This is a genomic window from Escherichia sp. WS1368 (genome assembly GCF_046487485.1).
GTDB classification, from domain to species: domain Bacteria; phylum Pseudomonadota; class Gammaproteobacteria; order Enterobacterales; family Enterobacteriaceae; genus Escherichia; species Escherichia coli.
This window is the reverse complement of record NZ_JBJQJI010000018.1, coordinates 15,249-39,588: the sequence shown is the minus strand read 5'-3', so window position 1 is coordinate 39,588 and position 24,340 is coordinate 15,249. Positions and strand designations below refer to the sequence as shown.

The window sequence follows — 24,340 nt, the reverse complement described above, 5'->3', positions numbered from 1 at the left end:
GTTAAACGGAATTTATTCTATGAGACTCAAAAAACGTTATCTCTGCACAGCATTATCACTTGCCTTTACCCAGCAGGCCGTAGCGGCTCAGGAGAGTGACACGCTGACCGTATGGTCCAGTCCGGTATCATCGACGACGACCACCGTTCTCGATCAACCCACCATGAAGGCCCTGGATAAACAGAATGTCGCTCAGGCATTAAGTGTCGTCCCCGGCGTGGTGCTGCAAAAGTCAGGTAGCCGCAACGAAGAACAGGTCAAAGTTCGTGGCTTTGATAGTCGTCAGGTGCCGGTCTATTTCGACGGTGTGCCCATTTATGTTCCCTATGACGGCAACCTCGATCTGGCGCGGATTCTGACCAACAATTTGGGGGCAGTTGAAGTTTCCAAAGGGTATTCGTCGCTGCTTCAGGGGCCTAATCAGATGGGCGGAGCCATTAATATCACCACCCAGAAGCCAACAAAACCTCTGGAAGCAAATCTGGGATATCGCCAGGGATGGAGCCGTAGCCAGGACAATGCCTACGATATGCATGCTTCATTTGCCGCCAGCAGCGATCTGGGGTATTTGCAAGTCAGCGGTAGCCAGCTAAAGCAGGATTTTCTCGGCCTGCCGCATGGTGTAAATAATGATATTGCAGGCAAACACGGCAAGATGATTAATTCATCGGCTGATGATAAACGCGGCATTGTGAAGCTCGGTTTTACACCACGCGAAAACGATGAATACACATTGACTTACATTAAGCAGGATGGTGAAAAAGATAACCCGCCATACAGTGGAAATAGTGGTCAAAAATCACGCTACTGGCAGTGGCCAGAGTATGACAAAGAAAGTTTTTATTATCAGGGAACGACCCAACTAAACGATCGTTTTACCCTGAAAAGTCGGCTGTATCGCGACACCTTTGAAAATACGCTGATGATGTACAACTCGCTGGCTGATTTGAAAAATAAAAAAGGCAGCTACAGCCATTATTCCGATTACAGCGACGGTGCCGGGTTACAACTGGCAGCCGATGTGCGTGAAAACGATCTGCTGTCGTTTGCCGTTAACTGGAAAGATGACGTACACCGGGAAAAAGGTGCGCCGCACGCCGCTTACGATCGCTATGAAGATCGTACCTGGTCGCTCGCCAGTGAATATCAATGGGCTGCTGCCGATAATGTCGATGTCGTGGCTGGAATCAGCTATGACTGGCGCGATAGCGTAGAAGCGAAAAAACATGAGAAAGATGGAAGCATCACCCATTATGACGACAACAATCAGTCAGCTTTTAACTGGCAGGTGATGGGGAAATACCACTTTGCCAATGAAGACACGCTGGCGCTTTCGTACTATGACCGCACACGCTTTCCGACGCTGAAAGAACGCTATACCACGTCCAAACCTGCGTATAACCAGATAGCGATTGTTAACCCGCAGCTCAAACCGGAACGCGCGCGCGGGGTGGATTTAACCTGGAATGGTGCCTTCACGCACGACTGGGGGTTTGAGGTCAGCGTTTACTATAACCGGGTGAGTGATGCCATCCTCTCGCACAATATCGATGCCGATACCATTCAAAATCAGAACAGCGGCACGGTGGATTACAGCGGTCTGGATGCCGGTATTAAGGGGAAAATCAGCAATATACTGGATGTAGGATTGAGCTACGCCCTGATCCACGCTGATGCCAAACGCAAAGACATCGGCAAGATAACCGATCTGCCAACGCAGACAATGACCGCATGGATGACTCTCAAACCGTGGGAGCCGTTAAGCGTAACGCTGTCGGAAGAGGCGCGTTCCTCCAGCTACAGCAACAGTGACGGTTCACAAAAAGCCGCCGGTTTTGCGGTGACCCACATTCGAGCCGATTACACCTTAGGTCATGGCTTCAGCGTCAATGCGTCGGTCAATAACCTGTTTGATACCCAATATGCCTACAGTGAAGGGTTTATTGAAGAAGGTCGCAATTTCTGGGCAGGTATCGAGTATACGTTCTGATGTGAAAGCGGATAGCGGCATCTGTATCGCTATCCGCCTTATGAAAATCTTATTCTCTTCGCAGGAGGCGGAATACGCCCAGCACCAGAATAGCGCCCACTACCGCCACCAGGAAGCTGTGCAAATTAAAACCGCTGATGGAGCCGCCAATGCCAAACATGGTCGCCAGCCAGCCGCCGACCACCGCACCGACTATCCCGAGAATACAGGTCAGGAAAAATCCACCACCATCACGCCCCGGCATGATTAGCTTGGCGATAATGCCGGCTATCAGGCCAAAAATAATCCAGGCAATAATTCCCATGTTCAGGCCCTCGTTTCGATGAATCGGACGCAAGAAATGCTTACGTCAACGCTCTAAGTATAGGCAAGGGCGGAATCGATGCTGGGCGTATGTCGGCTGATTTAAGAACAACATGTAAAAAATATTCACGCATTTGTATTAAGTTTTGTTAACTGTGACCGATAAACCAAAGACAGTTTGTCAGTCAGGAGTTTTTCCGCGTGAGTCATTACCATGAGCAGTTCCTGAAACAAAATCCGTTAGCCGTCCTGGGCGTGTTACGCGATTTGCACAAAGCCGCAATTCCTTTGCGTATCAGTTGGAATGGCGGGCAGCTGATCAGCAAAATACTGGCAATAACCCCGGATAAACTGGTGCTGGATTTCGGCAGCCAGGCCGAAGATAACAACGCTGTGTTAAAGGCGCAGCACATTACCATTACCGCCGAAACCCAGGGCGCGAAAGTCGAATTTACTGTTGAACAACTACAGCAGAGTGAATACTTGCAGCTTCCGGCATTTATTACCGTACCGCCTCCCACCTTGTGGTTTGTACAACGACGCCGATATTTCCGCATCTCCGCCCCACTCCATCCGCCTTATTTTTGCCAGACCAAACTGGCGGATAACAGTACGTTACGTTTCCGCCTGTATGATTTGTCGTTAGGCGGCATGGGCGCATTACTGGAAACAGCAAAGCCTGCCGGATTGCACGAAGGCATGCGCTTCGCTCAGATTGAAGTCAACATGGGGCAATGGGGTGTTTTTCACTTTGACGCCCAGTTAATCTCAATCAGCGAGCGCAAAGTGATTGATGGCAAGAATGAAACCATCACCACTCCCCGTCTGAGCTTCCGTTTTCTTAACGTCAGCCCGACGGTGGAGCGGCAATTACAGCGGATTATTTTCTCTCTCGAGCGGGAAGCCCGGGAGAAAGCGGACAAAGTGCGCGACTGATTTACATCGCGTCCAGTGCCTGCTCAAGTTTGTAGATATAGCGCGGAGCCTGCGGCGCAGGATGATTTCGCGCTACGTGATCGAGGAACTCGTCAGCATCCAGATCGTTGATTTTGCTGATCGCCTTTTTCCGATCTGACGAGAAAGTCCGTAGCAGCGCACCTGCCCCGTTAGCGTATGACACCACCAGCGCATATTGCAGTACCTTCGGATCTTCAATACCTGCCAGCGGGCCGGTTTCCAGAATATTCAGGTAAGCCGCCCCCATTGAAATATTACGCTCCGGATTTTTCAGCTCGCTGGTCGTCGGCTCACCACTCCAGCCCATACGGCGATAAACATCACGTCCGGAGGTTGAAGCTTTTAACTGCATCAAACCAATGGCATTCGATTTACTCACCGCATTCGGATTACCACCCGATTCGATAGCGATAATCGCTGTGATCAATTGTGGATCGACGCCCCAGGCTGCACCGGCTTTCTGGCTTATTGGCATCCACTGCATCGCACGTTGCACCGGAACTTTCGCGTTCCACGGCGGGTTCGTGTAGTCATGCTTTGATGAACAACCTGCTAATAACACAATCAAAAAGGCAAACCATCTCAATTTCACTTCTTCTATCCTTATAGCCTGGAATCGCCGTTGAGGTGACAACGGCACACCTAAGCGGCATGATATACATTTCGTTTCTGTTGTCAGCAAGGAATTGCCATGTCTCTGTTTCACTTAATTGCCCCATCGGGTTACTGCATTAAACAGCACGCCGCGCTGCGTGGTATCCAGCGCCTTACCGACGCGGGGCATCAGGTCAATAACGTCGATGTTATTGCCCGTCGTTGTGAGCGTTTTGCGGGTACGGAAACGGAGCGTCTGGAAGATCTCAATTCCCTTGCCAGACTGACTACCCCCAACACTATCGTGCTGGCTGTACGCGGTGGTTACGGTGCCAGTCGTTTACTGGCGGATATTGACTGGCAGGCACTGGTGGCTCGCCAACAACATGACCCGTTGCTCATTTGCGGACATAGCGATTTTACCGCCATTCAGTGCGGTCTTCTGGCGCATGGCAATGTCATCACCTTTAGCGGCCCCATGCTGGTAGCAAACTTTGGCGCGGATGAACTGAACGCCTTTACCGAGCACCATTTCTGGCTGGCGTTACGCAATGAAACCTTCACCATTGAATGGCAAGGGGAAGGCCCGACATGTCAGACCGAAGGCACGTTATGGGGAGGCAATCTCGCGATGCTGATTTCACTGATTGGTACACCGTGGATGCCGCAAATCGAAAACGGTATTCTGGTGCTGGAAGATATTAACGAGCACCCTTTCCGCGTCGAACGTATGCTGTTGCAGCTCTATCATGCTGGAATTTTGCCACGTCAGAAGGCGATTATTCTCGGTAGCTTTAGCGGCAGCACGCCCAATGATTATGACGCAGGTTACAACCTGGAGTCAGTGTACGCGTTTTTGCGTTCCCGCCTGTCGATTCCACTCATTACCGGCCTCGATTTTGGTCATGAACCACGCACGGTTACGCTGCCGTTGGGCGCACATGCCATTCTTACTAACACCCGGGAAGGCACTCAGTTGACGATTAGCGGTCATCCTGTTCTTAAAATGTAAAAAAATCACGCTTCAGGGCTAAGTAAAACGCTGTCTCTGCCGCTAATATGGTAGGGTTTATATAAGAGACAGCGTAATCAGGAGTAACCGACCGTTGGATGCCACAACAATAATTAGCCTTTTCATCTTAGGATCCATCCTTGTCACCAGCAGTATATTACTTAGTTCATTTTCTTCCCGTCTTGGCATTCCTATTCTGGTTATTTTTCTGGCGATCGGCATGCTGGCGGGAGTCGATGGCGTCGGAGGTATCCCGTTTGATAATTACCCCTTCGCCTACATGGTAAGTAACCTGGCGCTGGCGATTATTTTGCTCGACGGCGGGATGCGCACTCAGGCCAGTTCCTTTCGTGTGGCGTTAGGACCGGCCCTGTCGCTGGCGACGCTGGGCGTGCTTATCACCTCTGGTTTAACCGGCATGATGGCGGCGTGGCTGTTTAATCTTGATTTGATTGAAGGCTTATTAATCGGCGCTATCGTCGGCTCCACCGATGCTGCAGCGGTCTTTTCTCTGCTGGGTGGTAAGGGGCTTAACGAACGTGTTGGCTCGACGCTGGAAATTGAATCCGGCAGTAATGATCCAATGGCGGTCTTTCTGACGATTACCCTGATTGCGATGATCCAGCAACATGAAAGCAGTGTCAGTTGGATGTTCGTAGTCGATATTCTGCAGCAATTTGGCCTCGGGATTGTCATCGGTCTTGGCGGTGGTTATTTACTGCTGCAAATGATTAATCGCATCGCCCTGCCCGCCGGATTATATCCATTGCTGGCATTAAGCGGCGGTATTTTAATTTTTGCTTTAACCACGGCGCTGGAAGGTAGCGGTATTCTGGCTGTTTATCTGTGCGGTTTTCTGCTGGGTAATCGCCCGATTCGCAACCGCTATGGCATCCTGCAAAATTTCGACGGCCTCGCCTGGCTGGCGCAAATCGCCATGTTCCTGGTGCTGGGGCTATTGGTTAACCCAAGCGATCTGCTGCCTATTGCTATTCCGGCGCTCATTTTGTCCGCATGGATGATATTCTTCGCTCGTCCTCTTTCGGTATTTGCCGGATTGCTACCGTTCCGTGGTTTTAATCTGCGTGAGCGCGTGTTTATCAGCTGGGTGGGATTACGCGGCGCGGTGCCAATCATCCTGGCCGTGTTCCCGATGATGGCGGGGCTGGAGAATGCGCGACTGTTCTTTAATGTCGCCTTCTTTGTGGTTCTGGTTTCACTGCTCTTGCAGGGAACATCACTCTCGTGGGCGGCGAAAAAAGCCAAAGTGGTCGTTCCGCCAGTGGGACGTCCGGTGTCACGCGTTGGTCTGGATATTCATCCGGAAAATCCGTGGGAGCAGTTTGTTTATCAGTTGAGTGCCGATAAATGGTGCGTGGGCGCGGCACTGCGTGATCTGCATATGCCAAAAGAGACGCGTATTGCGGCACTGTTTCGTGATAACCAGTTGCTTCATCCTACCGGCAGCACCCGACTGCGCGAAGGCGATGTGTTGTGTGTAATTGGTCGGGAACGCGATCTCCCGGCGCTCGGTAAACTGTTCAGCCAGTCGCCGCCGGTCGCGCTGGATCAACGCTTCTTTGGTGACTTCATTCTCGAAGCCAGCGCCAAATATGCAGATGTGGCGCTGATATATGGCCTGGAAGACGGGCGAGAATATCGTGATAAGCAACAAACGCTGGGTGAAATTGTCCAGCAGTTGTTAGGCGCGGCACCGGTTGTCGGTGACCAGGTAGAGTTTGCCGGAATGATCTGGACGGTGGCCGAGAAAGAAGATAATGAAGTGTTGAAGATTGGCGTACGGGTGGCGGAAGAGGAAGCTGAATCTTAAATTTAATACAGCATCTATCGCCGGATGCGATGCTTTGCGAACGCAGCCTGAGCCTGCATATAAACTTGTCATTTCCTGATTTTGATATGCTCATACCAACATCAGAAGAAGGTTAAATTATGGATGACAAACCATTGCAGGCTCTGGCTAATCAACTCAAAACGCCGGCTCAAGAAAGTCAGCATAATGGCTTCTTCTGACTGCAACAGGTGAAGAATAACCAGCCCCGCATTACCGGTATCCCCGTCAACCATCAGGGGCCCCAGCCTGACATCGCCTGAACATATTCCCCCACGCAACCTGCCGCACTGGCGTAGCCCACACAATACGCGTTTCAGACTGCTCAGTAACTGTAGTGGCGTTTCATCCGCCTGTAGCACCGGATGCATGAGCGATTTCTTATAGTTATTCCTTTGCTTAATAACGATTATTTCCGGGTCGTTCGCTCTCGTATTTTCTTTAATACGTCAGAGCTGCCTGGGCCGTAATACAGCATGTACCAGACCCGACACGGCATTTCTGACCAAGGGAAAAAGTCAACGATGAGTCGTTATATCAGCGCAAATGACGTCCTGTGGCACCTTTGCGGTGACCACATTCACGTCTCCGGCGCTGCCAGAGGATATTTATTTCAAGGATACGTAGCATTATGGCCAGCATTAAAGACATCCGCCCATTCGCCCCCGGCATTCCCCCATCTTCCGTTAACCCAGGCGTACGCCCACCAGGGCAGTTCTTCCTGCCGGTGGAACTCAAGAATGAAATTTTGCGGAACATGAAGTATATCGGCCCGCAAATATTTAGCTGGGGTGATGACCACCGGCAGATCATTGACCTCAGTACCGCGGGCGAAGTGAAAATACATATGGTAGACAATACCATCATCACGTTGGAGCGCCTGAATCCGAATCCGCAACATAACGAGTTCATGATGGTCGCCGAATGGTGCCAATGGGCTATGGAGCGGGATGGTTTGCAAGAAAACCTGCAAAAAAACCTGTACGAAATCCTGGAAGAAAACCAGCAAAACAAACAGTCAGAAATTCCCCAAGAAGACCTGAAAGAAAGTCTGGAAGAAATCAAGGAAAATATCCTGGAAGAAAACCTGCCAGCAAGCCGGAATGAAAACCGGGCAGAAGCATTGCGCAGAATGAAGGAATGTCTCATTACAAGACAGAGTATGCTCAATCTTAGCAACCTGGGATTGACTTCACTCCCTGAGAATTTGCCTCCACATCTGATTGAATTTTACTGCAGTAAAAACGTGTTGACCGCGTTACCGAAGGTGATGCCAAAGTGGCTGCTGGTGCTTGACTGTACAGATAACGTCTTGATCTTGTTACCGAAGGTGCAGCCCTCAAAACTGATGGTACTGAAGTGCTATGAAAACTGTATTATCTGGCTGCCTGAGCTGTCGACTAACCTGAGAGTGATTAACTGTTCTGAAAACTTCTTGCAATTTTTACCGCCGTCGATGCCCCAGTACCTGTATAAACTATCCTGTGCCGGCAACAATATTCACTCAATACCTGATGAGATGCTGGAGAACTTGACTCGCCTGAAAGTATTTGACTGTTCTAGTAACGATTTGATCTCTGCACCACGGCTGCCGCCCAAACTAATAATTTACTACTGTGGAGAAAACAAGTTTAAAACGGTACAGGTGCCACAGCCCCAGAGCCTGAAGGTGTTTGACTGTAATGGTAACCCGTGGGACAAAGACAATTTACCGACGCTGTTCAAAGCCGTCGAGGGCCTGAAAAAACAGCAGGGCCTGAAGGACCTTTTGGGCTTTTTGCACAAGGAGGGCCAGATGAAGCTGGAGAAGCTGGAGAAGCTGGAGGATCTGGATGACCTTATGGATCTAGAGCTCCTGGATGACCCGGTACTCCTGGAGCGCGTGAAGGTACAGGAGGACCTGGAGCTCCTGAATCAGCAGTTGGGCCTGTTGATTCTGGAAAGACAACAGGACTCGCAGCCTGTTAATCAACATTCTGAACATGAACCCGAATCTGCATCAAGGGTGAAGCGTGATTTATCTGAAGTCGAGTTCGAGTCAACAATGAAACGTAAGCGTTTTATGTAGAACGCCTGTGCGGTGAACTCAGGTTCCGGGGAAATAGTGTCCATCATTGTAATGGACACTATCATGGGAAATGGCTCTGTCACATCAACAACTACAGTTGCTGACCAGCCGGATGGATGATTTTTTCGCAACCAGAAGACGCTGCCTCCGATCCGGCTTACAACAAGTTACACTGTCATAACCGGGACACGTAACGCCAGCGCGCACATCAACTCATAGCCCACCGTTCCGGCAGCGGCGGCGACATCATCAATTTTGATCTCCTTGCCCCACAGCTCAACCGGCGTACCAATCCCCGCCTGCGGGCAAGGCGTTAAATCAACCGCCAGCATATCCATCGAGACGGTCCCCACCGTCATGGTGCGCACGCCGTCCACTAAAACAGGAGTACCGGTAGGCGCATGGCGCGGATAACCGTCGGCGTATCCTGCGGCGACAATGCCGATTCGCTGTTCATCGCGCGCAGTATAGCGACCGCCGTAGCCCACACGCTCGCCCGCTTTTAGCGTCTGGACACCAATAATCTCACTGCTTAGCGTCATCACCGGACGTAATCCGGTATTGGCGATATCACGCCACTGACCGGACGGCGAAGCGCCATACAAAATAATGCCAGGCCGAACCCAGTCAAAATGCGCTTCCGGGTGCCACAGAGTCGCCGCCGAATTGGACAACGAACGCCGACACTCCAGCCCTTCCGCCGCCTGCTCAATACGCTCCATCGCGCCGGAAATTCCATCAGGATGTTCCGCCTCGGCAAAATGCGACATCAGGGTCATTTCGCCAACATTCGCCATCGCCCGCAACTGCTGCCAGACGGTAAGTACGCGATCGGGCTGGAAGCCCAACCGATTCATCCCACTATTCACTTTAAGATAAATATCCAACGGTGCTTTTAGCCGCGCATTTTGCAGTGCTTTGAGCTGCCAGTTGCTGTGTACGCAGGTGGTCAGGCGGTGCTGGTCATAAATCTCCAGATCCTGAGCATGGAAAAATCCTTCCAGCATCAGGATCGGTCCTTTCCAGCCGCGCTCACGTAACGTTATTGCCTCTTCCAGGTTAAGTAATGCAAAGCCATCGGTGGCCCCGAGCGCGCTCCAGATACGCTCAATACCGTGCCCGTAAGCGTTCGCTTTTACCACTGACCAGACGCGCGCGTGCGGCGCGGCCTGGCGGACAATGGACAGATTCTGTTTTAATGCCTGCAGATCGAGGCTGGCCTGTATCGGACGGGTCATCTCGTTTCCTTAGCTGTGCGCGCCATGTAAATGGCCCGGGCGTGATGGCGTAAATCCACGGCTGTAGCGCGCTACGCTTAGATCCTCATACGGAATCGCTGGCGTGCGACCAGAGAGCAGATCGCTTAACAACTGACCGGAACCGCAAGCCATCGTCCAGCCGAGCGTGCCGTGACCGGTATTCAGCCACAGATTTTTAAAGCGTGTACGCCCGACAACCGGCGTGCCGTCTGGCGTCATCGGGCGCAGACCCGTCCAGAAAGTCGCCTGCTCGACATGACCGCCGCGTGGATAGAGATCGCGAACCACCATTTCCAGCGTTTCACGACGCGGTTGCAACAGCTCGGTGTTAAAACCAACAATTTCCGCCATTCCGCCAACACGAATGCGGTTATCGAAACGGGTAATGGCGATTTTGTAGGTTTCATCAAGGATAGTAGACACCGGCGCACCATCTTCCTGCGCAATCGGAATAGTCAGCGAGTAGCCTTTCAGCGGATACACCGGAATATCAACAATGCCTTTGAGCATCGCCGTCGAGTAAGAACCAAATGCCATCACATATGCATCGGCCTTAATCACTTCATCGCCACACTTCACGCCGTAGATTTGCTCGCCGTCGCAAAGCAGTTGGTCAACGGGCGTATTAAAGCGGAATTTAACCCCCGCCTGCTCCGCCATCCGCGCCAGATTCTGGGTAAACAGCTGGCAGTCTCCGGTTTCATCATTGGGCAGCTGGAGCCCCCCCGTCAGTTTGTGCGCTACTTCTGCCAGCGCGGGCTCCACTTCCGCCAGGCGGCTGGATTCCAACAGTTGATACGGTACGCCAGCATCTTCCAGCACGGCGATATCGCGGGTCGCATTTTCATACTGTTGTTCGGTACGGAACAGTTGCAGCGTCCCACCCTGACGCCCTTCATACTGAATATTGGTTTCGGCGCGCAATGCTTTCAGGCAATCACGGCTGTATTCCGCCAGACGCACCATCCGCCCTTTGTTTTCCATGTAGTGGCTGGTGTCGCAGTTACGTAACATTTGCCACATCCATTTCAACTGGAACTGCGTACCGTCGAGACGAACCGCCAGCGGCGCATGGCGCTGGAACATCCATTTAATCGCTTTTAAAGGCACACCTGGTGCCGCCCACGGTGCTGCATATCCGGGGGAGATTTGCCCGGCATTCGCGGCACTGGTTTCCAGGGCGGCCCCCGGCTCTCGATCAATGACGGTGACCTCATGTCCTGCCTGATTTAAGTACCAGGCGCTGGCAACGCCTACCACACCACTTCCCAGTATGACAACTCGCATAGCCACTCCGATAACGGTAGATACAGTAAAAGAATAATAATCTAATTACATCTTGATAACTCAGTTGAAAATATTATTCAACATACGGCTTTTTTATGGTGAGCTGGCTCACATCTCCCTGACTCTGCGGCAATATGACGTCTTTAGTATCTCCTGCTGAACGCCCTTTTTATCCAGCATAAAATTCCGTTCAGAAGCGGATTAGTGGCACTCTGATAATAAGAAATCGCAAAGAAAAAAATTCTCCGGCGACGCGGTTTTTAACAGGTGTTCTATGCTTGAAATGAGGTGCTCCACACAGAGAGCGCCGACAACAATGAGGTGCGCGTATGGCGACGATCGATTCTATGAATAAGGACACCACACGTTTGAGCGATGGACCCGACTGGACGTTCGACCTGCTGGATGTTTATCTGGCAGAGATAGACCGGGTGGCGAAACTCTACCGGCTGGATACCTACCCGCACCAGATTGAAGTGATAACCTCAGAACAGATGATGGATGCCTACTCCAGCGTCGGCATGCCAATTAACTATCCGCACTGGTCATTCGGTAAAAAGTTTATCGAGACTGAACGGCTGTATAAGCACGGTCAGCAAGGACTGGCCTATGAAATCGTCATTAACTCTAACCCGTGTATCGCTTACCTGATGGAAGAAAACACCATTACCATGCAAGCGCTGGTGATGGCACACGCCTGCTATGGGCATAACTCTTTCTTCAAAAACAATTACTTATTCCGTAGCTGGACCGACGCCAGTTCGATTGTCGATTATCTGATTTTTGCCCGTAAATATATTACCGAGTGCGAAGAACGTTATGGCGTTGATGAAGTAGAACGGCTTCTGGACTCGTGCCACGCGCTGATGAACTACGGCGTGGACCGGTACAAACGCCCGCAAAAAATCTCGCTGCAAGAAGAGAAAGCCCGGCAGAAAAGTCGCGAAGAGTATCTGCAAAGTCAGGTCAATATGCTCTGGCGTACCCTGCCGAAGCGCGAGGAAGAGAAAACGGTTGCTGAAGCGCGCCGCTATCCGTCCGAGCCACAAGAAAACCTGCTCTATTTTATGGAGAAAAATGCGCCACTGCTGGAATCATGGCAGCGTGAAATTCTGCGTATTGTGCGTAAGGTGAGCCAGTATTTTTATCCGCAAAAACAGACTCAGGTGATGAACGAAGGCTGGGCGACCTTCTGGCACTACACCATCCTTAACCATCTGTATGATGAAGGGAAAGTAACGGAACGTTTTATGCTGGAGTTTTTGCACAGCCACACCAATGTGGTCTTCCAGCCACCCTATAACAGCCCGTGGTACAGCGGCATCAACCCGTATGCCCTCGGGTTCGCCATGTTCCAGGATATTAAACGGATTTGTCAGTCGCCAACGGAAGAAGACAAATACTGGTTCCCGGATATCGCCGGTTCCGACTGGCTGGAAACGCTGCATTTCGCGATGCGTGATTTCAAAGATGAGAGTTTTATCAGCCAGTTCCTGTCACCGAAAGTGATGCGTGATTTCCGCTTCTTCACCGTGCTGGATGACGATCGGCATAATTATCTGGAGATTTCCGCTATTCATAATGAAGAAGGTTATCGGGAGATCCGTAACCGGTTATCGTCTCAATATAATTTAAGTAATCTGGAGCCGAATATTCAGATCTGGAACGTGGATTTGCGCGGCGACCGTTCGCTGACGCTGCGTTACATTCCACATAATCGCGCACCGCTAGATCGGGGGCGCAAAGAAGTACTGAAGCATGTGCATCGCCTGTGGGGATTTGATGTAATGCTGGAACAGCAAAACGAAGACGGCAGCGTCGAGTTGCTGGAACGTTGCCCGCCGAGAATGGGAAATCTGTAAAAACAACAAAACCCCTCGTTTGAGGGGTTTGCTTTTTAAACGGAAGGGATTATCGCCCCTGAATGGCTAAATCACCCGGCAGATTTTTCTGCATCCGGTGCCAAATCTCGCCGCTCTCATGCCCATAGCGACGCACTGTTTCGTATACCTGATCGTGTGCGCCTTCACTGCACAATGCCGACAGTTTGTGGTAGAAACCCAGCGCCAGACTGCGCGCTTCCGGATTGGCGAAATAGTGACGACCAATGCGCGTATACAGCCCTTTCATCCCGTTAAGGATCAGACCGTAAATCGGGTTGCCGGAAGCAAACGCCAGACCGCGGAATATGTTGTAATCCAGCTCGGCAAAGGCATCGGCGTGATCGGCCACTTCATTAGCGGTTGCCAGTACTTCCTGCGCTTTATCAGGATGCTGACGAAACGCGGTGCGAATAAAAATCGTTGAAATATTGGTACGCACCGACAGCAAATTATCAATAAGCTGCGGCACACTTTCGTGATCCAGTCGTGCCAGTGTTTCAAGGATATTTAAACCGGAGGTTTCCCAGAAATTATTCACCTTCGTCGGCTTGCCGTGTTGAATGGTCAACCAGCCATCTCGTGCCAGACGTTGTAACACTTCACGTAACGTAGTACGCGTTACGCCAATTAATTCTGAAAGTTCACGTTCTGCGGGCAAAATAGTCCCGGGAGGGAAGCGGTTATTCCAGATACTTTCAATAATGTACTCTTCCGCGAAACCCGCCGGGCTTTGCGCCTTAATGACCATAGTGAGATTTCCATAACACAGCAAAACAAAGTTGGACTCATCATACCAGAGGGCTAACTACGCTGATAGCAGACAAAAAGAAGAAAAAAGGGATCAAGGCTTCATTTTCCGCATCTCTTTACCCTTGACTATCAAGACTTGCCTCACTCCTGCCTGACCGTTAAGCTTTGCGTTTAAACATAAAAACATCATTGATTATTTGTAAGGTAAGGGAAACCATCATGGAGATCTCCTGGGGCCGCGCGTTATGGCGCAATTTTTTGGGCCAGTCCCCCGACTGGTACAAACTCGCCCTCATCATTTTCTTAATCGTAAATCCGTTAATTTTCCTCATCAGCCCTTTCGTCGCTGGCTGGTTGCTGGTAGCGGAATTTATTTTCACTCTGGCGATGGCCCTGAAATGCTACCCGCTACTCCCCGGTGGCCTGTTGGCTATCGAAGCGGTATTCATCGGCATGACCAGCGCGGAACACGTCCGTGAAGAGGTGGCGGCAAATCTTGAAGTCTTGCTGTTACTGATGTTTATGGTGGCGGGTATCTATTTTATGAAACAGCTGTTGCTGTTCATATTTACCCGTTTGCTGTTAAGCATTCGCTCCAAAATGCTGCTGTCGCTCTCTTTTTGCGTGGCGGCGGCGTTCCTCTCCGCGTTCCTCGATGCCTTAACCGTCGTGGCGGTGGTGATCAGCGTTGCAGTCGGTTTTTATGGGATTTATCACCGCGTAGCCTCTTCCCGTACCGAAGATACCGACCTGCAAGACGATAGTCATATCGACAAGCATTACAAAGTGGTTCTGGAACAGTTCCGTGGCTTTCTGCGTAGCCTGATGATGCATGCCGGTGTCGGCACCGCATTAGGCGGCGTAATGACCATGGTGGGCGAACCACAGAACCTGATCATCGCTAAAGCGGCTGGCTGGCATTTTGGCGATTTCTTCCTGCGCATGTCGCCAGTGACCGTTCCGGTTCTGATTTGTGGCCTGTTAACCTGCCTGCTGGTAGAGAAGCTGCGTTGGTTTGGCTATGGTGAAACGCTGCCGGAGAAAGTCCGCGAAGTACTGCAACAGTTTGACGATCAAAGCCGCCACCAGCGTACCCGTCAGGATAAAATCCGTCTGATTGTCCAGGCGATTATTGGCGTCTGGCTGGTGACTGCGCTGGCGTTGCATCTGGCGGAAGTTGGCTTGATTGGTTTGTCAGTCATTATTCTGGCGACATCATTGACCGGTGTCACCGATGAACATGCTATCGGTAAAGCCTTCACCGAATCTCTGCCATTCACCGCACTGTTGACGGTGTTTTTCTCGGTAGTCGCGGTGATTATCGACCAACAACTGTTTTCGCCGATTATTCAGTTTGTGTTGCAGGCATCGGAACATGCTCAGCTGTCGCTGTTCTATATTTTCAACGGTCTGCTGTCATCCATTTCGGATAACGTCTTCGTGGGGACGATTTATATCAACGAAGCGAAAGCGGCAATGGAAAGTGGCGCTATCACGTTGAAGCAATACGAGCTGCTGGCGGTCGCCATTAATACCGGTACCAATCTGCCCTCTGTCGCTACGCCGAACGGTCAGGCTGCGTTCCTGTTCCTGCTGACCTCTGCACTCGCGCCATTGATTCGCCTCTCTTATGGCCGCATGGTGTGGATGGCCCTGCCTTACACCCTCGTCCTGACACTCGTCGGACTACTTTGCGTCGAGTTTACGCTTGCCCCTGTAACCGAATGGTTTATGCAAATGGGCTGGATAGCAACGCTTTGATAACAACTTACCGGGCATATAAATGCCCGGTTTGCCTTTTCGCCCGATAATTGTCCAATTGCGTCCTATTTTTGCTGCCTCCTGGTGGCGCAGCGAATGAATTGGTTTAAACTGCGCACTCTATGCATATTGCAGGGAAATGATTATGTTGCGATTTTTGAACCAATGTTCACAAGGCCGGGGCGCGTGGCTGTTGATGGCGTTTACCGCTCTGGCACTGGAACTGACGGCACTGTGGTTCCAGCATGTGATGTTACTGAAACCTTGCGTGCTCTGTATTTATGAACGCTGCGCATTATTCGGCGTTCTGGGTGCTGCGCTGATTGGCGCGATCGCCCCGAAAACTCCGCTGCGTTATGTAGCGATGGTTATCTGGTTGTATAGTGCGTTCCGCGGTGTGCAGTTAACTTACGAGCACACCATGCTTCAGCTCTATCCTTCGCCGTTTGCGACCTGTGATTTTATGGTTCGTTTCCCGGAATGGCTGCCGCTGGATAAATGGGTGCCGCAAGTGTTTGTCGCCTCTGGCGATTGCGCCGAGCGTCAGTGGGATTTTTTAGGTCTGGAAATGCCGCAGTGGTTGCTCGGTATTTTTATCGCTTACCTGCTTGTCGCGGTGCTGGTGGTGATTTCCCAGCCGTTTAAAGCGAAAAAACGTGACCTGTTCGGTCGCTAATCCATTCAGCGCTCCTGCGGGAGCGCTTTTTTCCTGCCGCTATGTTTATTTGACCCGCAGTAAATCAGAACTTCGCGTTGTATAACGTGGTGAAAGCATAGCTCGCTTCATCTGCCATTGTTGTTGGATCCCCTGCCCGGCAAAATAGAGTGTTCCTCTGCCCTCTTTAGCATTCAGAGTATCCATTACCGCCATCAATTGCTCACTCCCGGGGGGCGGTGCGTTGTCATCGAATAAATTGAGCTGCGCGACTCCCTGACTGAAGAAATCTCCCAGCATCACGCCCGCTTTTTGGTAGCGATGGCCCGCTTGCCAGATGGCATCCAGAGATCGCGTAGCGGCGTTAATGATATCCCTGCTGTCCTGAGTGGGCGTCAGCAGTTTTACCGACGCGCTATTGCCGTAATAAGGTTCATTGAGCGCAAATGGTGACGTCTTAATAAACGTGGAAATAAACCGACAATATTGATGCTCACTGCGAAGTTTTTCCGCCGCCCGGGCAGCGTAACTACAAATGGCCTGCCGCATCGACGTATAATCCGTGATGCGTTCACCAAACGAACGGGAACAGATAATTTCCTGCTTCGTCGGTGCAAACTCTTCCAGTTGCAAACAGGGTTCACCGTGCAGTTCACGCACCGTTCTTTCGAGCACGACATTAAAATGTTTACGGATAAACCGGATATCTGTACCCGCCAAATCGAGAACGGTTTTGATCCCCATCGCGTCCAGTTTTTTGCTGATCCGCCGTCCAATCCCCCAGACTTCATCCACGGGGAGAGCAGACATTAATTTACGCTGGCGTTCCAGATTTGATAAATCCACCACCCCACCCGTCTGCCGCTGCCATTTTTTTGCCGCATGATTGGCAAGCTTAGCCAGCGTTTTGGTCTGGGCGATCCCCACGCCAACAGTAAGATGGGTACGTTGTAGCACCGTTGCGCGAATTTCTCGGCCAAAATCAGTCAGATCGCGACAATTACGCACACCGGTCAGATCGCAGAATGCCTCATCAATACTGTAAATCTCGACGCGGGGCGATAATTCTTCCAGCGTCGACATCACCCGATTGCTCATATCGGCGTAAAGCTCATAGTTACTGCTAAAGCAAACCACGCCACAGCGGCGAAACAGATCTTTTTGTTTGAACCAGGGATCGCCCATTTTAACGCCCAACGCCTTTGCCTCAGCGTTTCGGGCGATAACGCAACCGTCATTATTCGATAGCACAACCACCGGTTTACCCCATAAATCAGGGCGAAACACCGTCTCACAGCTGGCATAAAACGCGTTTACATCACAGAGGGCAAACATCAGCGCATCGCCTTAACGACGTGGATCACCACACCAAAGACATCCAGCGTATCTTCGCTACTGATGGTAATGGGTGAATATGCACTGTTCATGGGAATAAGCTGCACTGTCGGGCGTAGTTGCAATTTTTTCACCGTAAACTCGCCGTCAACAGCAGCGATGACAATATCACCATGGCTGGCGGTAATAGCGCTATCGACAATCAGTAAATCACCGTCACTAATCCCACCGTCAATCATAGAATCACCACTTGCTTTGACGAAGTAAGTCGCGCTGGGATGCTGGATCAACAGTTGATTCAGATCGATGCGCTGTTCAACGTAATCTGCGGCCGGTGAAGGAAAGCCACACTGAACAAGATCGCTAAATAGCGGAAAAGTCACAATTTCGCGGAGATCCGCAGGCTTGATAAACAACATAATAATCTGCCTGAAGTTATACTGTTTTTATATACAGTAGTCTGTTCTTGCCAGCAGATCAATACTGATTCAGGCTATCAATATTTGTCGCTGCATAGACTGCTGATTTTTCGTTCTCTTATCCTGTGCTCACGCGGCCTTCTGGCGACGACGCTCATCCAGCAGAAATGAAAAATATCACCCGGCTAAAAATAGAATAGAAGCATTCGCCATAATGACATTAAACATTGTTTGATATTTATCATATTAATAGAAATAAAGACATTGACGCATCTCGCCCGCCTAACTATGAATTAGATGAAGTAAAATTCATTAATAGTTGTAAAACAGGAGTTTCATTACAATTTATATATTTAAAGAGGCGAATGATTATGACTGAAATCGTTGCAGATAAAACGGTAGAGGTAGTTAAAAACGCAATCGAAACCGCAGATGGAGCATTAGACCTTTATAATAAATATCTCGATCAGGTCATCCCCTGGCAGACCTTCGATGAAACCATAAAAGAGTTAAGTCGCTTTAAACAGGAGTATTCACAGGCAGCCTCCGTTTTAGTTGGCGATATTAAAACCTTACTTATGGATAGCCAGGATAAGTATTTTGAAGCAACCCAAACGGTGTATGAATGGTGTGGTGTTGCGACGCAATTGCTCGCAGCGTATATTTTGCTATTTGATGAGTACAATGAGAAGAAAGCATCCGCCCAGAAAGACATTCTCATTAAGGTACTGGATGACGGCATCACGAAGCTGAATGAAGCGCAAAAATCCCTGCTGGTAAGCTCACAAAGTTTCAACAACGCTTCCGGGAAACTGCTGGCGTTAGATAGCCAGTTAACCAATGATTTTTCAGAAAAAAGCAGCTATTTCCAGTCACAGGTAGATAAAATCAGGAAGGAAGCGTATGCCGGTGCCGCAGCCGGTGTCGTCGCCGGTCCATTTGGATTAATCATTTCCTATTCTATTGCTGCGGGCGTAGTTGAAGGGAAACTGATCCCAGAATTGAAGAACAAGTTAAAATCTGTGCAGAGTTTCTTTACCACCCTGTCTAACACGGTTAAACAAGCGAATAAAGATATCGATGCCGCCAAATTGAAATTAACCACCGAAATAGCCGCCATCGGGGAGATAAAAACGGAAACTGAAACAACCAGATTCTACGTTGATTATGATGATTTAATGCTTTCTTTGCTAAAAGAAGCGGCCAAAAAAATGATTAACACCTGTAATGAGTATCAGAAAAGACACGGTAAAAAGACACTCTTTGAGGTACCTGAAGTCTGATAAGCGATTATTCTCTCCATGTACTCCAGGTATAAGGTTTATCACATTTAAAAACACAGCCGTTTTTTAAAGATTGAGAGTTACCTGTTGATAATAAGGTATCGGGTAACTCTCATTATGACAGAGCGCTTTCAAAAACAGGGCTACGAAATGGCGAGTATCCAGACGTATATTAAGAAAGCCCCCATCAACATCTATTAAATTTATCACTGCGCCCAGTCAGGTTTATTTAAGATATGATCCTGCCAGTCAATCACTTCTGATTCTTTCACTGCGATATGACGCACAGAGATACGTTCGCCATGCATTGCCGCTTTCGAACCAGTAAGCAGCGGATGCCACGCAGGTAAATCTTTACCTTCCGCCAGCAAGCGATAAGCGCAGGTCATTGGCAGCCATTCGAATGTTGGCAGATTTTCACGGGTTAATTTAATGCAGTCAGGTTCAAACTCGAAACGACGTTCGTAGTTCCGACATTGACAGGTTTTAATATTGAGCTGGCGACAGGCGACGTTAGTGAAGTAGATTTCGTCGGTGTCTTCATCCATCAGTTTATGCAGGCAACACTGACCGCAACCATCACACAACGACTCCCATTCCGCATCGCTCATTTCGTCCAGGGTTTTACTTTGCCAGAAAGGTACATCGCTCATCAGGTGTTCCGCCATTACGTTAAAACGCACCTTATAACCAGTCTGGCACAGCGATGCAAGTTTTGCCGCCGCTTTCAGGCGGCAAAAAGTATTACAAAACGCGAGTTGTCAAAGAATGCCCATCGAAAGTGACTGTCAGCTCATCACCACTTTGCAACGGGCCGACGCCATCAGGCGTGCCTGTCAGCACAACGTCACCGGCCTTGAGGGTAAAGAACTTGCTCATATAAGCGATCAGCGGAACGATTTTATGGATCATGTCCGCAGTCGTACCTTGCTGGCGTTGTTCGCCGTTTACGCTCAGGCCCAGCGTTGTATTTTGCGGATCGCCGGTGAATTCCGCCGCGGGAATAAACCCGGAAAGCGGACAAGAGTTATCAAACGCTTTGGCCTTTTCCCACGGCTGCCCGGCTTTCTTCATTTTTCCCTGAACATCACGCAATGTCAAATCGAGCGCCACGCCGTAACCGGCAATGGCTTTACGGACATGCTCTTCCGTAGCCTGACGCAGCGTCGCGCCAATCAATACCGCCAGTTCGACTTCATGATGAACTGAACCGAAATCGGATGGGATCGCCAATGGCTGCCGCAGATCGCACAGTGCCGTTTCTGGTTTAATAAACAGCACTGGCTCTTCGGGCACTGCGCTGCCCATCTCTTTAATATGTTTGGCATAGTTACTGCCAACACAGACTACTTTACTCACCGGATAATCCAGCAGCGCACCTTGCCAGTTGTGATGTTGATACATAACGTTCCCCTCACCTTATCGTGGATATGAAAACCCGCGCCGACAAAGATAATGCCACCGCCGGATATCGGTTATTTGTTCGTGTCGTCTGTTTTCTGCCCCATGACGGAAAGATGTTGCTTCAGCAAATCTTCGGGTGGTGGCGGTAACTGCAAATAGTAACCTTGCTCGGTTAATGCCTGTTTAACCTTTTCAATATCGGCATTGACCAGTTTCTTCCGCCCATCCAGCGGCAGAATCATCGCTAACTGAGGCTGACCAAAACCTTTCATCAGTTCCTCAGGTACACGCGAAAAATCGTCTTTTTTTTCGACATATAAATAGGTCTGGTCACGCTTGCTGCTTCGATAAATCACACAAAACATACTTTTACTCTTTAAGATGCCAGGTTTTGGCATAAGCTAACATCAATGAAACCCGCGCCACAAGCCAGCCAGCTGTAGATTTCTGCGGTTTGTTCAGTCCATGCGCCCTTAATAAGTGATCCCCCGGCAAAAATGCCGCGCCGGGATTTAACCGAACACAGGAAAGCCACTGGAATTCTCCTGTGATGAATTGTTATATTATAACAGTTCATCGTACTCATTCTGAACAGGAGACTACCTATGAAAATCAAGAGCATCAGTAAGGCTGTATTATTGCTTGCACTGCTAACCTCCACGAGCTTTGCTGCGGGTAAGAATGTCAATGTTGAGTTCAGAAAAGGCCATAGCAGCGCTCAGTACTCCGGCGAAATAAAGGGATACGATTACGATACATATACCTTTTATGCCAAAAAAGGTCAGAAAGTGCATGTGAGTATCTCTAATGAAGGCGCTGATACTTACCTCTTCGGGCCAGGAATCGATGATTCTGTTGATTTATCCAGATATTCCCCAGAACTCGATAGTCACGGACAATACTCACTCCCTGCTTCTGGCAAATATGAGCTGCGAGTGCTGCAAACTCGAAACGACGCCCGTAAAAACAAAACTAAAAAATATAACGTCGATATTCAAATTAAGTAAATGTCAACCGACGGGGACTCTCCCCGTCATAAACGTTAACGCCCCACTCCTCTCTGTCGCTCAAGAGGTTAATGACGAATAGAACATAATGTAAACAAGACATCACTCACGACACATAAATAACATCTTTGTGGTGGTTTGATTGATTTTTCCACTCCGCTTACCATCCACACCAAAATAACGATCATCACGACATAATTTTTCTTTAACATCGCAAAATACACCGTTAGCGAATGTAAATTCGCTGGGATCGTAGCCTTGTACTGATTGTAAGTTTTCAGCGGCTTTTTCGCCGAGATATTTCCTTGTTAACTCTGGGGAAATGCCATCTGAGTTAACACAAATATACGGGTCGCAAACAACGCCACACGCAGGAGATTGAAGTCCGCCAGCGTCATGTCCAGACGCCATTGATGAGAACATCATCCCCACACCTGACAATCCGATATAAATAATACGCATCATATTCATAGCACATCCTGATAATCCAACCGTGCAACACTTATGCTCATTTCGTCATCAATCCGTAATCAAAACCGCTGACCTGGACGAGTTACGATGACCTGACAGAAGTATCAGACGTCTTCTGCGGTTTCTATGATAGAGCAATTCTGTGGCGGATATTAAGATAACGGGTATCTGTTCTTTAATGATGCCGCAAAAAATGGAAAGTTAAGAAAGCCTGGCGTGGTGAAAAAATACACTTGCCTCAATACTGGATATTTAAACAGGTTTGGAGATGCTGTCACGATTAGGGTGCGGAAAAAGGAAGCGTAAATAAGAAGAATCAAAAGTACGACGGCAATGGGTTGATTGACAAGGGTATTTTTTAAGCTATGAATCAGCGCCATTTATCACAGAATAGACTTTTACTCTGAATAAATGGGAGGGTGACTTGCCTCAATATAATCCAGACTATAACATGCCTTATAGTCTTCGGAACATCATCGCGCGCTGGCGATGATTAATAGCTAATTGAGTAAGGCCAGGATGTCAAACACGCCAATCGAGCTTAAAGGCAGTAGCTTCACTTTATCTGTGGTTCATCTGCATGAGGCAGAACCTAAGGTTATCCATCAGGCGCTGGAAGACAAAATCGCTCAGGCCCCCGCATTTTTAAAACATGCCCCCGTTGTACTCAACGTCAGTGCACTGGAAGACCCGGTAAACTGGTCAGCGATGCATAAGGCGGTTTCGGCAACCGGTTTGCGGGTTATTGGCGTAAGTGGCTGCAAAGATGCGCAACTTAAAGCCGAAATTGAAAAAATGGGGCTGCCTATCCTGACGGAAGGAAAGGAAAAAGCGCCGCGTCCAGCTCCCGCACCGCAGGCTCCAGCGCAAAATACAACGCCGGTCACAAAAACGCGTTTAATAGATACCCCGGTGCGTTCCGGTCAGCGTATTTATGCTCCACAATGTGATCTGATTGTTACAAGCCACGTTAGCGCTGGGGCCGAATTGATTGCCGATGGGAACATTCATGTCTATGGCATGATGCGCGGTCGTGCGCTGGCAGGGGCAAGTGGTGACCGGGAAACGCAAATATTTTGTACGAACCTGATGGCGGAATTGGTGTCCATCGCAGGTGAATACTGGCTGAGTGATCAAATCCCAGCAGAATTTTATGGCAAAGCGGCGCGACTGCAGTTAGTCGAAAACGCTTTGACCGTTCAACCGTTAAATTGATCCCTTTTTAACAAGGAATTTCTATGGCACGCATTATTGTTGTTACTTCGGGCAAAGGGGGTGTTGGTAAGACAACCTCCAGCGCGGCCATCGCCACTGGTTTGGCCCAGAAGGGAAAGAAAACTGTCGTGATAGATTTTGATATCGGCCTGCGTAATCTCGACCTGATTATGGGTTGTGAACGTCGGGTCGTTTACGATTTCGTCAACGTCATTCAGGGCGATGCAACGCTAAATCAGGCGTTAATTAAAGATAAGCGTACTGAAAATCTCTATATTCTTCCGGCATCGCAAACTCGCGATAAAGATGCCCTCACCCGTGAAGGGGTCGCCAAAGTTCTTGATGATCTGAAAGCGATGGACTTTGAATTTATTGTTTGCGACTCCCCGGCAGGGATTGAGACCGGTGCGCTAATGGCACTCTATTTTGCAGACGAAGCCATTATTACCACCAACCCGGAAGTCTCCTCAGTACGCGACTCTGACCGTATTTTAGGCATTCTGGCGTCGAAATCACGCCGCGCAGAAAATGGCGAAGAGCCTATTAAAGAGCACCTGCTGTTAACGCGCTATAACCCAGGCCGCGTAAGCAGAGGTGACATGCTGAGCATGGAAGATGTGCTGGAGATCCTGCGCATCAAACTCGTCGGCGTGATCCCAGAGGATCAATCAGTATTGCGCGCCTCTAACCAGGGTGAACCGGTCATTCTCGACATTAACGCCGATGCGGGTAAAGCCTACGCAGATACCGTAGAACGTCTGTTGGGAGAAGAACGTCCTTTCCGCTTCATTGAAGAAGAGAAGAAAGGCTTCCTCAAACGCTTGTTCGGAGGATAAGT

The 24,340-nt window shown here is 49.6% G+C and carries 24 protein-coding genes; 12 read left to right on the top strand and 12 right to left on the bottom strand.

Annotation, left to right across the window (positions count from 1 at the left end; genetic code table 11):
• The first annotated feature begins 19 nt into the window (after positions 1–19).
• Positions 20–1,990 carry a TonB-dependent receptor plug domain-containing protein gene (locus ACJHYD_RS21280; RefSeq protein WP_001550986.1) on the top strand — a complete coding sequence of 657 codons (1,971 nt, stop codon included), beginning with the start codon at positions 20–22 and terminating at the stop codon, positions 1,988–1,990.
• A gap of 49 nt (positions 1,991–2,039) precedes the next feature.
• On the opposite strand, the gene ACJHYD_RS21275 is transcribed toward ACJHYD_RS21280, so the two are convergent.
• Positions 2,040–2,294 (bottom strand): GlsB/YeaQ/YmgE family stress response membrane protein, encoded by a 255-nt coding sequence (locus ACJHYD_RS21275; protein ID WP_000511315.1) that lies wholly within the window; start codon positions 2,292–2,294, stop codon positions 2,040–2,042.
• A 200-nt stretch (positions 2,295–2,494) separates the two neighbouring features.
• Between ACJHYD_RS21275 and ACJHYD_RS21270 the strand changes: the two genes are divergently transcribed.
• Positions 2,495–3,229: a flagellar brake protein gene (locus tag ACJHYD_RS21270; RefSeq protein WP_000020139.1), complete on the top strand. Its 735-nt coding sequence runs from the start codon at positions 2,495–2,497 to the stop codon at positions 3,227–3,229.
• Position 3,230: 1 nt separating this feature from the next.
• On the opposite strand, the gene emtA is transcribed toward ACJHYD_RS21270, so the two are convergent.
• On the bottom strand, positions 3,231–3,842 hold the full coding sequence (gene emtA, locus ACJHYD_RS21265) for a membrane-bound lytic murein transglycosylase EmtA (RefSeq protein ID WP_001295616.1): 612 nt from the start codon (positions 3,840–3,842) through the stop codon (positions 3,231–3,233).
• A gap of 99 nt (positions 3,843–3,941) precedes the next feature.
• Here emtA and ldcA point away from each other — a divergent pair, with 99 nt between their 5' ends.
• Both ldcA and ACJHYD_RS21255 read left to right on the top strand, forming a co-directional pair.
• On the top strand, positions 3,942–4,856 hold the full coding sequence (ldcA, locus tag ACJHYD_RS21260; RefSeq protein ID WP_000051549.1) for a muramoyltetrapeptide carboxypeptidase: 915 nt from the start codon (positions 3,942–3,944) through the stop codon (positions 4,854–4,856).
• A 94-nt stretch (positions 4,857–4,950) separates the two neighbouring features.
• A complete protein-coding gene (locus ACJHYD_RS21255; protein ID WP_000340206.1) occupies positions 4,951–6,687 on the top strand; it encodes a potassium/proton antiporter in 1,737 nt (578 codons plus the stop codon).
• Between the two features lie 101 nt (positions 6,688–6,788).
• Here ACJHYD_RS21255 and ACJHYD_RS21250 read toward each other — a convergent pair whose 3' ends face one another.
• Positions 6,789–7,076, bottom strand: coding sequence for a hypothetical protein (locus ACJHYD_RS21250; protein ID WP_001544521.1), 288 nt, complete (start codon positions 7,074–7,076; stop codon positions 6,789–6,791).
• Positions 7,077–7,336: 260 nt separating this feature from the next.
• Here ACJHYD_RS21250 and ACJHYD_RS21245 point away from each other — a divergent pair, with 260 nt between their 5' ends.
• On the top strand, positions 7,337–8,773 hold the full coding sequence (locus ACJHYD_RS21245) for a hypothetical protein (protein WP_069903852.1): 1,437 nt from the start codon (positions 7,337–7,339) through the stop codon (positions 8,771–8,773).
• A gap of 167 nt (positions 8,774–8,940) precedes the next feature.
• On the opposite strand, the gene dadX is transcribed toward ACJHYD_RS21245, so the two are convergent.
• The gene (dadX, locus tag ACJHYD_RS21240) at positions 8,941–10,011 is read right to left on the bottom strand and encodes a catabolic alanine racemase DadX (RefSeq protein ID WP_001550984.1); all 1,071 of its coding nucleotides are present in this window, start codon (positions 10,009–10,011) and stop codon (positions 8,941–8,943) included.
• A 9-nt stretch (positions 10,012–10,020) separates the two neighbouring features.
• Positions 10,021–11,319 carry a D-amino acid dehydrogenase gene (gene dadA / locus ACJHYD_RS21235; protein ID WP_001266908.1) on the bottom strand — a complete coding sequence of 433 codons (1,299 nt, stop codon included), beginning with the start codon at positions 11,317–11,319 and terminating at the stop codon, positions 10,021–10,023.
• Between the two features lie 329 nt (positions 11,320–11,648).
• Here dadA and ACJHYD_RS21230 point away from each other — a divergent pair, with 329 nt between their 5' ends.
• Positions 11,649–13,181 (top strand): SpoVR family protein, encoded by a 1,533-nt coding sequence (locus ACJHYD_RS21230; protein ID WP_000190855.1) that lies wholly within the window; start codon positions 11,649–11,651, stop codon positions 13,179–13,181.
• A gap of 49 nt (positions 13,182–13,230) precedes the next feature.
• On the opposite strand, the gene fadR is transcribed toward ACJHYD_RS21230, so the two are convergent.
• Positions 13,231–13,950, bottom strand: coding sequence for a fatty acid metabolism transcriptional regulator FadR (fadR, locus tag ACJHYD_RS21225; RefSeq protein ID WP_000234823.1), 720 nt, complete (start codon positions 13,948–13,950; stop codon positions 13,231–13,233).
• A 221-nt stretch (positions 13,951–14,171) separates the two neighbouring features.
• Between fadR and nhaB the strand changes: the two genes are divergently transcribed.
• Together nhaB and dsbB are read left to right on the top strand one after the other, a co-directional pair.
• Positions 14,172–15,713: a Na(+)/H(+) antiporter NhaB gene (nhaB, locus tag ACJHYD_RS21220; protein ID WP_000406391.1), complete on the top strand. Its 1,542-nt coding sequence runs from the start codon at positions 14,172–14,174 to the stop codon at positions 15,711–15,713.
• Between the two features lie 145 nt (positions 15,714–15,858).
• The gene (dsbB, locus tag ACJHYD_RS21215) at positions 15,859–16,389 is read left to right on the top strand and encodes a disulfide bond formation protein DsbB (protein WP_001550983.1); all 531 of its coding nucleotides are present in this window, start codon (positions 15,859–15,861) and stop codon (positions 16,387–16,389) included.
• Between the two features lie 45 nt (positions 16,390–16,434).
• Here the strand turns inward: dsbB and umuC are convergent, their stop codons facing one another.
• Both umuC and ACJHYD_RS21205 read right to left on the bottom strand, forming a co-directional pair.
• On the bottom strand, positions 16,435–17,703 hold the full coding sequence (gene umuC, locus ACJHYD_RS21210; protein WP_001550982.1) for a DNA polymerase V catalytic protein: 1,269 nt from the start codon (positions 17,701–17,703) through the stop codon (positions 16,435–16,437).
• Entirely contained in the window at positions 17,703–18,122 is a 420-nt protein-coding gene (locus tag ACJHYD_RS21205) for a translesion error-prone DNA polymerase V autoproteolytic subunit (protein WP_000897378.1), read from the bottom strand. The genes umuC and ACJHYD_RS21205 overlap by 1 nt, the downstream gene beginning before the upstream one ends.
• Before the next feature lie 371 nt (positions 18,123–18,493).
• Here ACJHYD_RS21205 and hlyE point away from each other — a divergent pair, with 371 nt between their 5' ends.
• The gene (gene hlyE / locus ACJHYD_RS21200) at positions 18,494–19,405 is read left to right on the top strand and encodes a hemolysin HlyE (protein ID WP_001306826.1); all 912 of its coding nucleotides are present in this window, start codon (positions 18,494–18,496) and stop codon (positions 19,403–19,405) included.
• A 206-nt stretch (positions 19,406–19,611) separates the two neighbouring features.
• Here hlyE and ACJHYD_RS21195 read toward each other — a convergent pair whose 3' ends face one another.
• The 3 genes from ACJHYD_RS21195 to ACJHYD_RS21185 form a co-directional block, all read right to left on the bottom strand.
• The gene (locus ACJHYD_RS21195) at positions 19,612–20,058 is read right to left on the bottom strand and encodes a YcgN family cysteine cluster protein (protein WP_001306825.1); all 447 of its coding nucleotides are present in this window, start codon (positions 20,056–20,058) and stop codon (positions 19,612–19,614) included.
• A gap of 91 nt (positions 20,059–20,149) precedes the next feature.
• Positions 20,150–20,809, bottom strand: coding sequence for a fumarylacetoacetate hydrolase family protein (locus tag ACJHYD_RS21190; RefSeq protein ID WP_000284277.1), 660 nt, complete (start codon positions 20,807–20,809; stop codon positions 20,150–20,152).
• 71 nt (positions 20,810–20,880) lie between these two features.
• Positions 20,881–21,174, bottom strand: coding sequence for a YcgL domain-containing protein (locus tag ACJHYD_RS21185; RefSeq protein WP_001295992.1), 294 nt, complete (start codon positions 21,172–21,174; stop codon positions 20,881–20,883).
• Between the two features lie 240 nt (positions 21,175–21,414).
• On the opposite strand from ACJHYD_RS21185, the gene pliG reads away from it, so the two are divergent.
• Positions 21,415–21,816, top strand: a complete 402-nt coding sequence (pliG, locus tag ACJHYD_RS21180) for a g-type lysoyme inhibitor PliG (protein ID WP_000695220.1) — start codon at positions 21,415–21,417, stop codon at positions 21,814–21,816.
• 102 nt (positions 21,817–21,918) lie between these two features.
• Here pliG and ACJHYD_RS21175 read toward each other — a convergent pair whose 3' ends face one another.
• Positions 21,919–22,287: a YcgJ family protein gene (locus ACJHYD_RS21175; RefSeq protein WP_001056861.1), complete on the bottom strand. Its 369-nt coding sequence runs from the start codon at positions 22,285–22,287 to the stop codon at positions 21,919–21,921.
• 519 nt (positions 22,288–22,806) lie between these two features.
• On the opposite strand from ACJHYD_RS21175, the gene minC reads away from it, so the two are divergent.
• Together minC and minD are read left to right on the top strand one after the other, a co-directional pair.
• Positions 22,807–23,502, top strand: coding sequence for a septum site-determining protein MinC (gene minC / locus ACJHYD_RS21170; RefSeq protein WP_000072536.1), 696 nt, complete (start codon positions 22,807–22,809; stop codon positions 23,500–23,502).
• A 23-nt stretch (positions 23,503–23,525) separates the two neighbouring features.
• Positions 23,526–24,338, top strand: a complete 813-nt coding sequence (minD, locus tag ACJHYD_RS21165) for a septum site-determining protein MinD (protein ID WP_000101055.1) — start codon at positions 23,526–23,528, stop codon at positions 24,336–24,338.
• Positions 24,339–24,340: the final 2 nt, after the last annotated feature.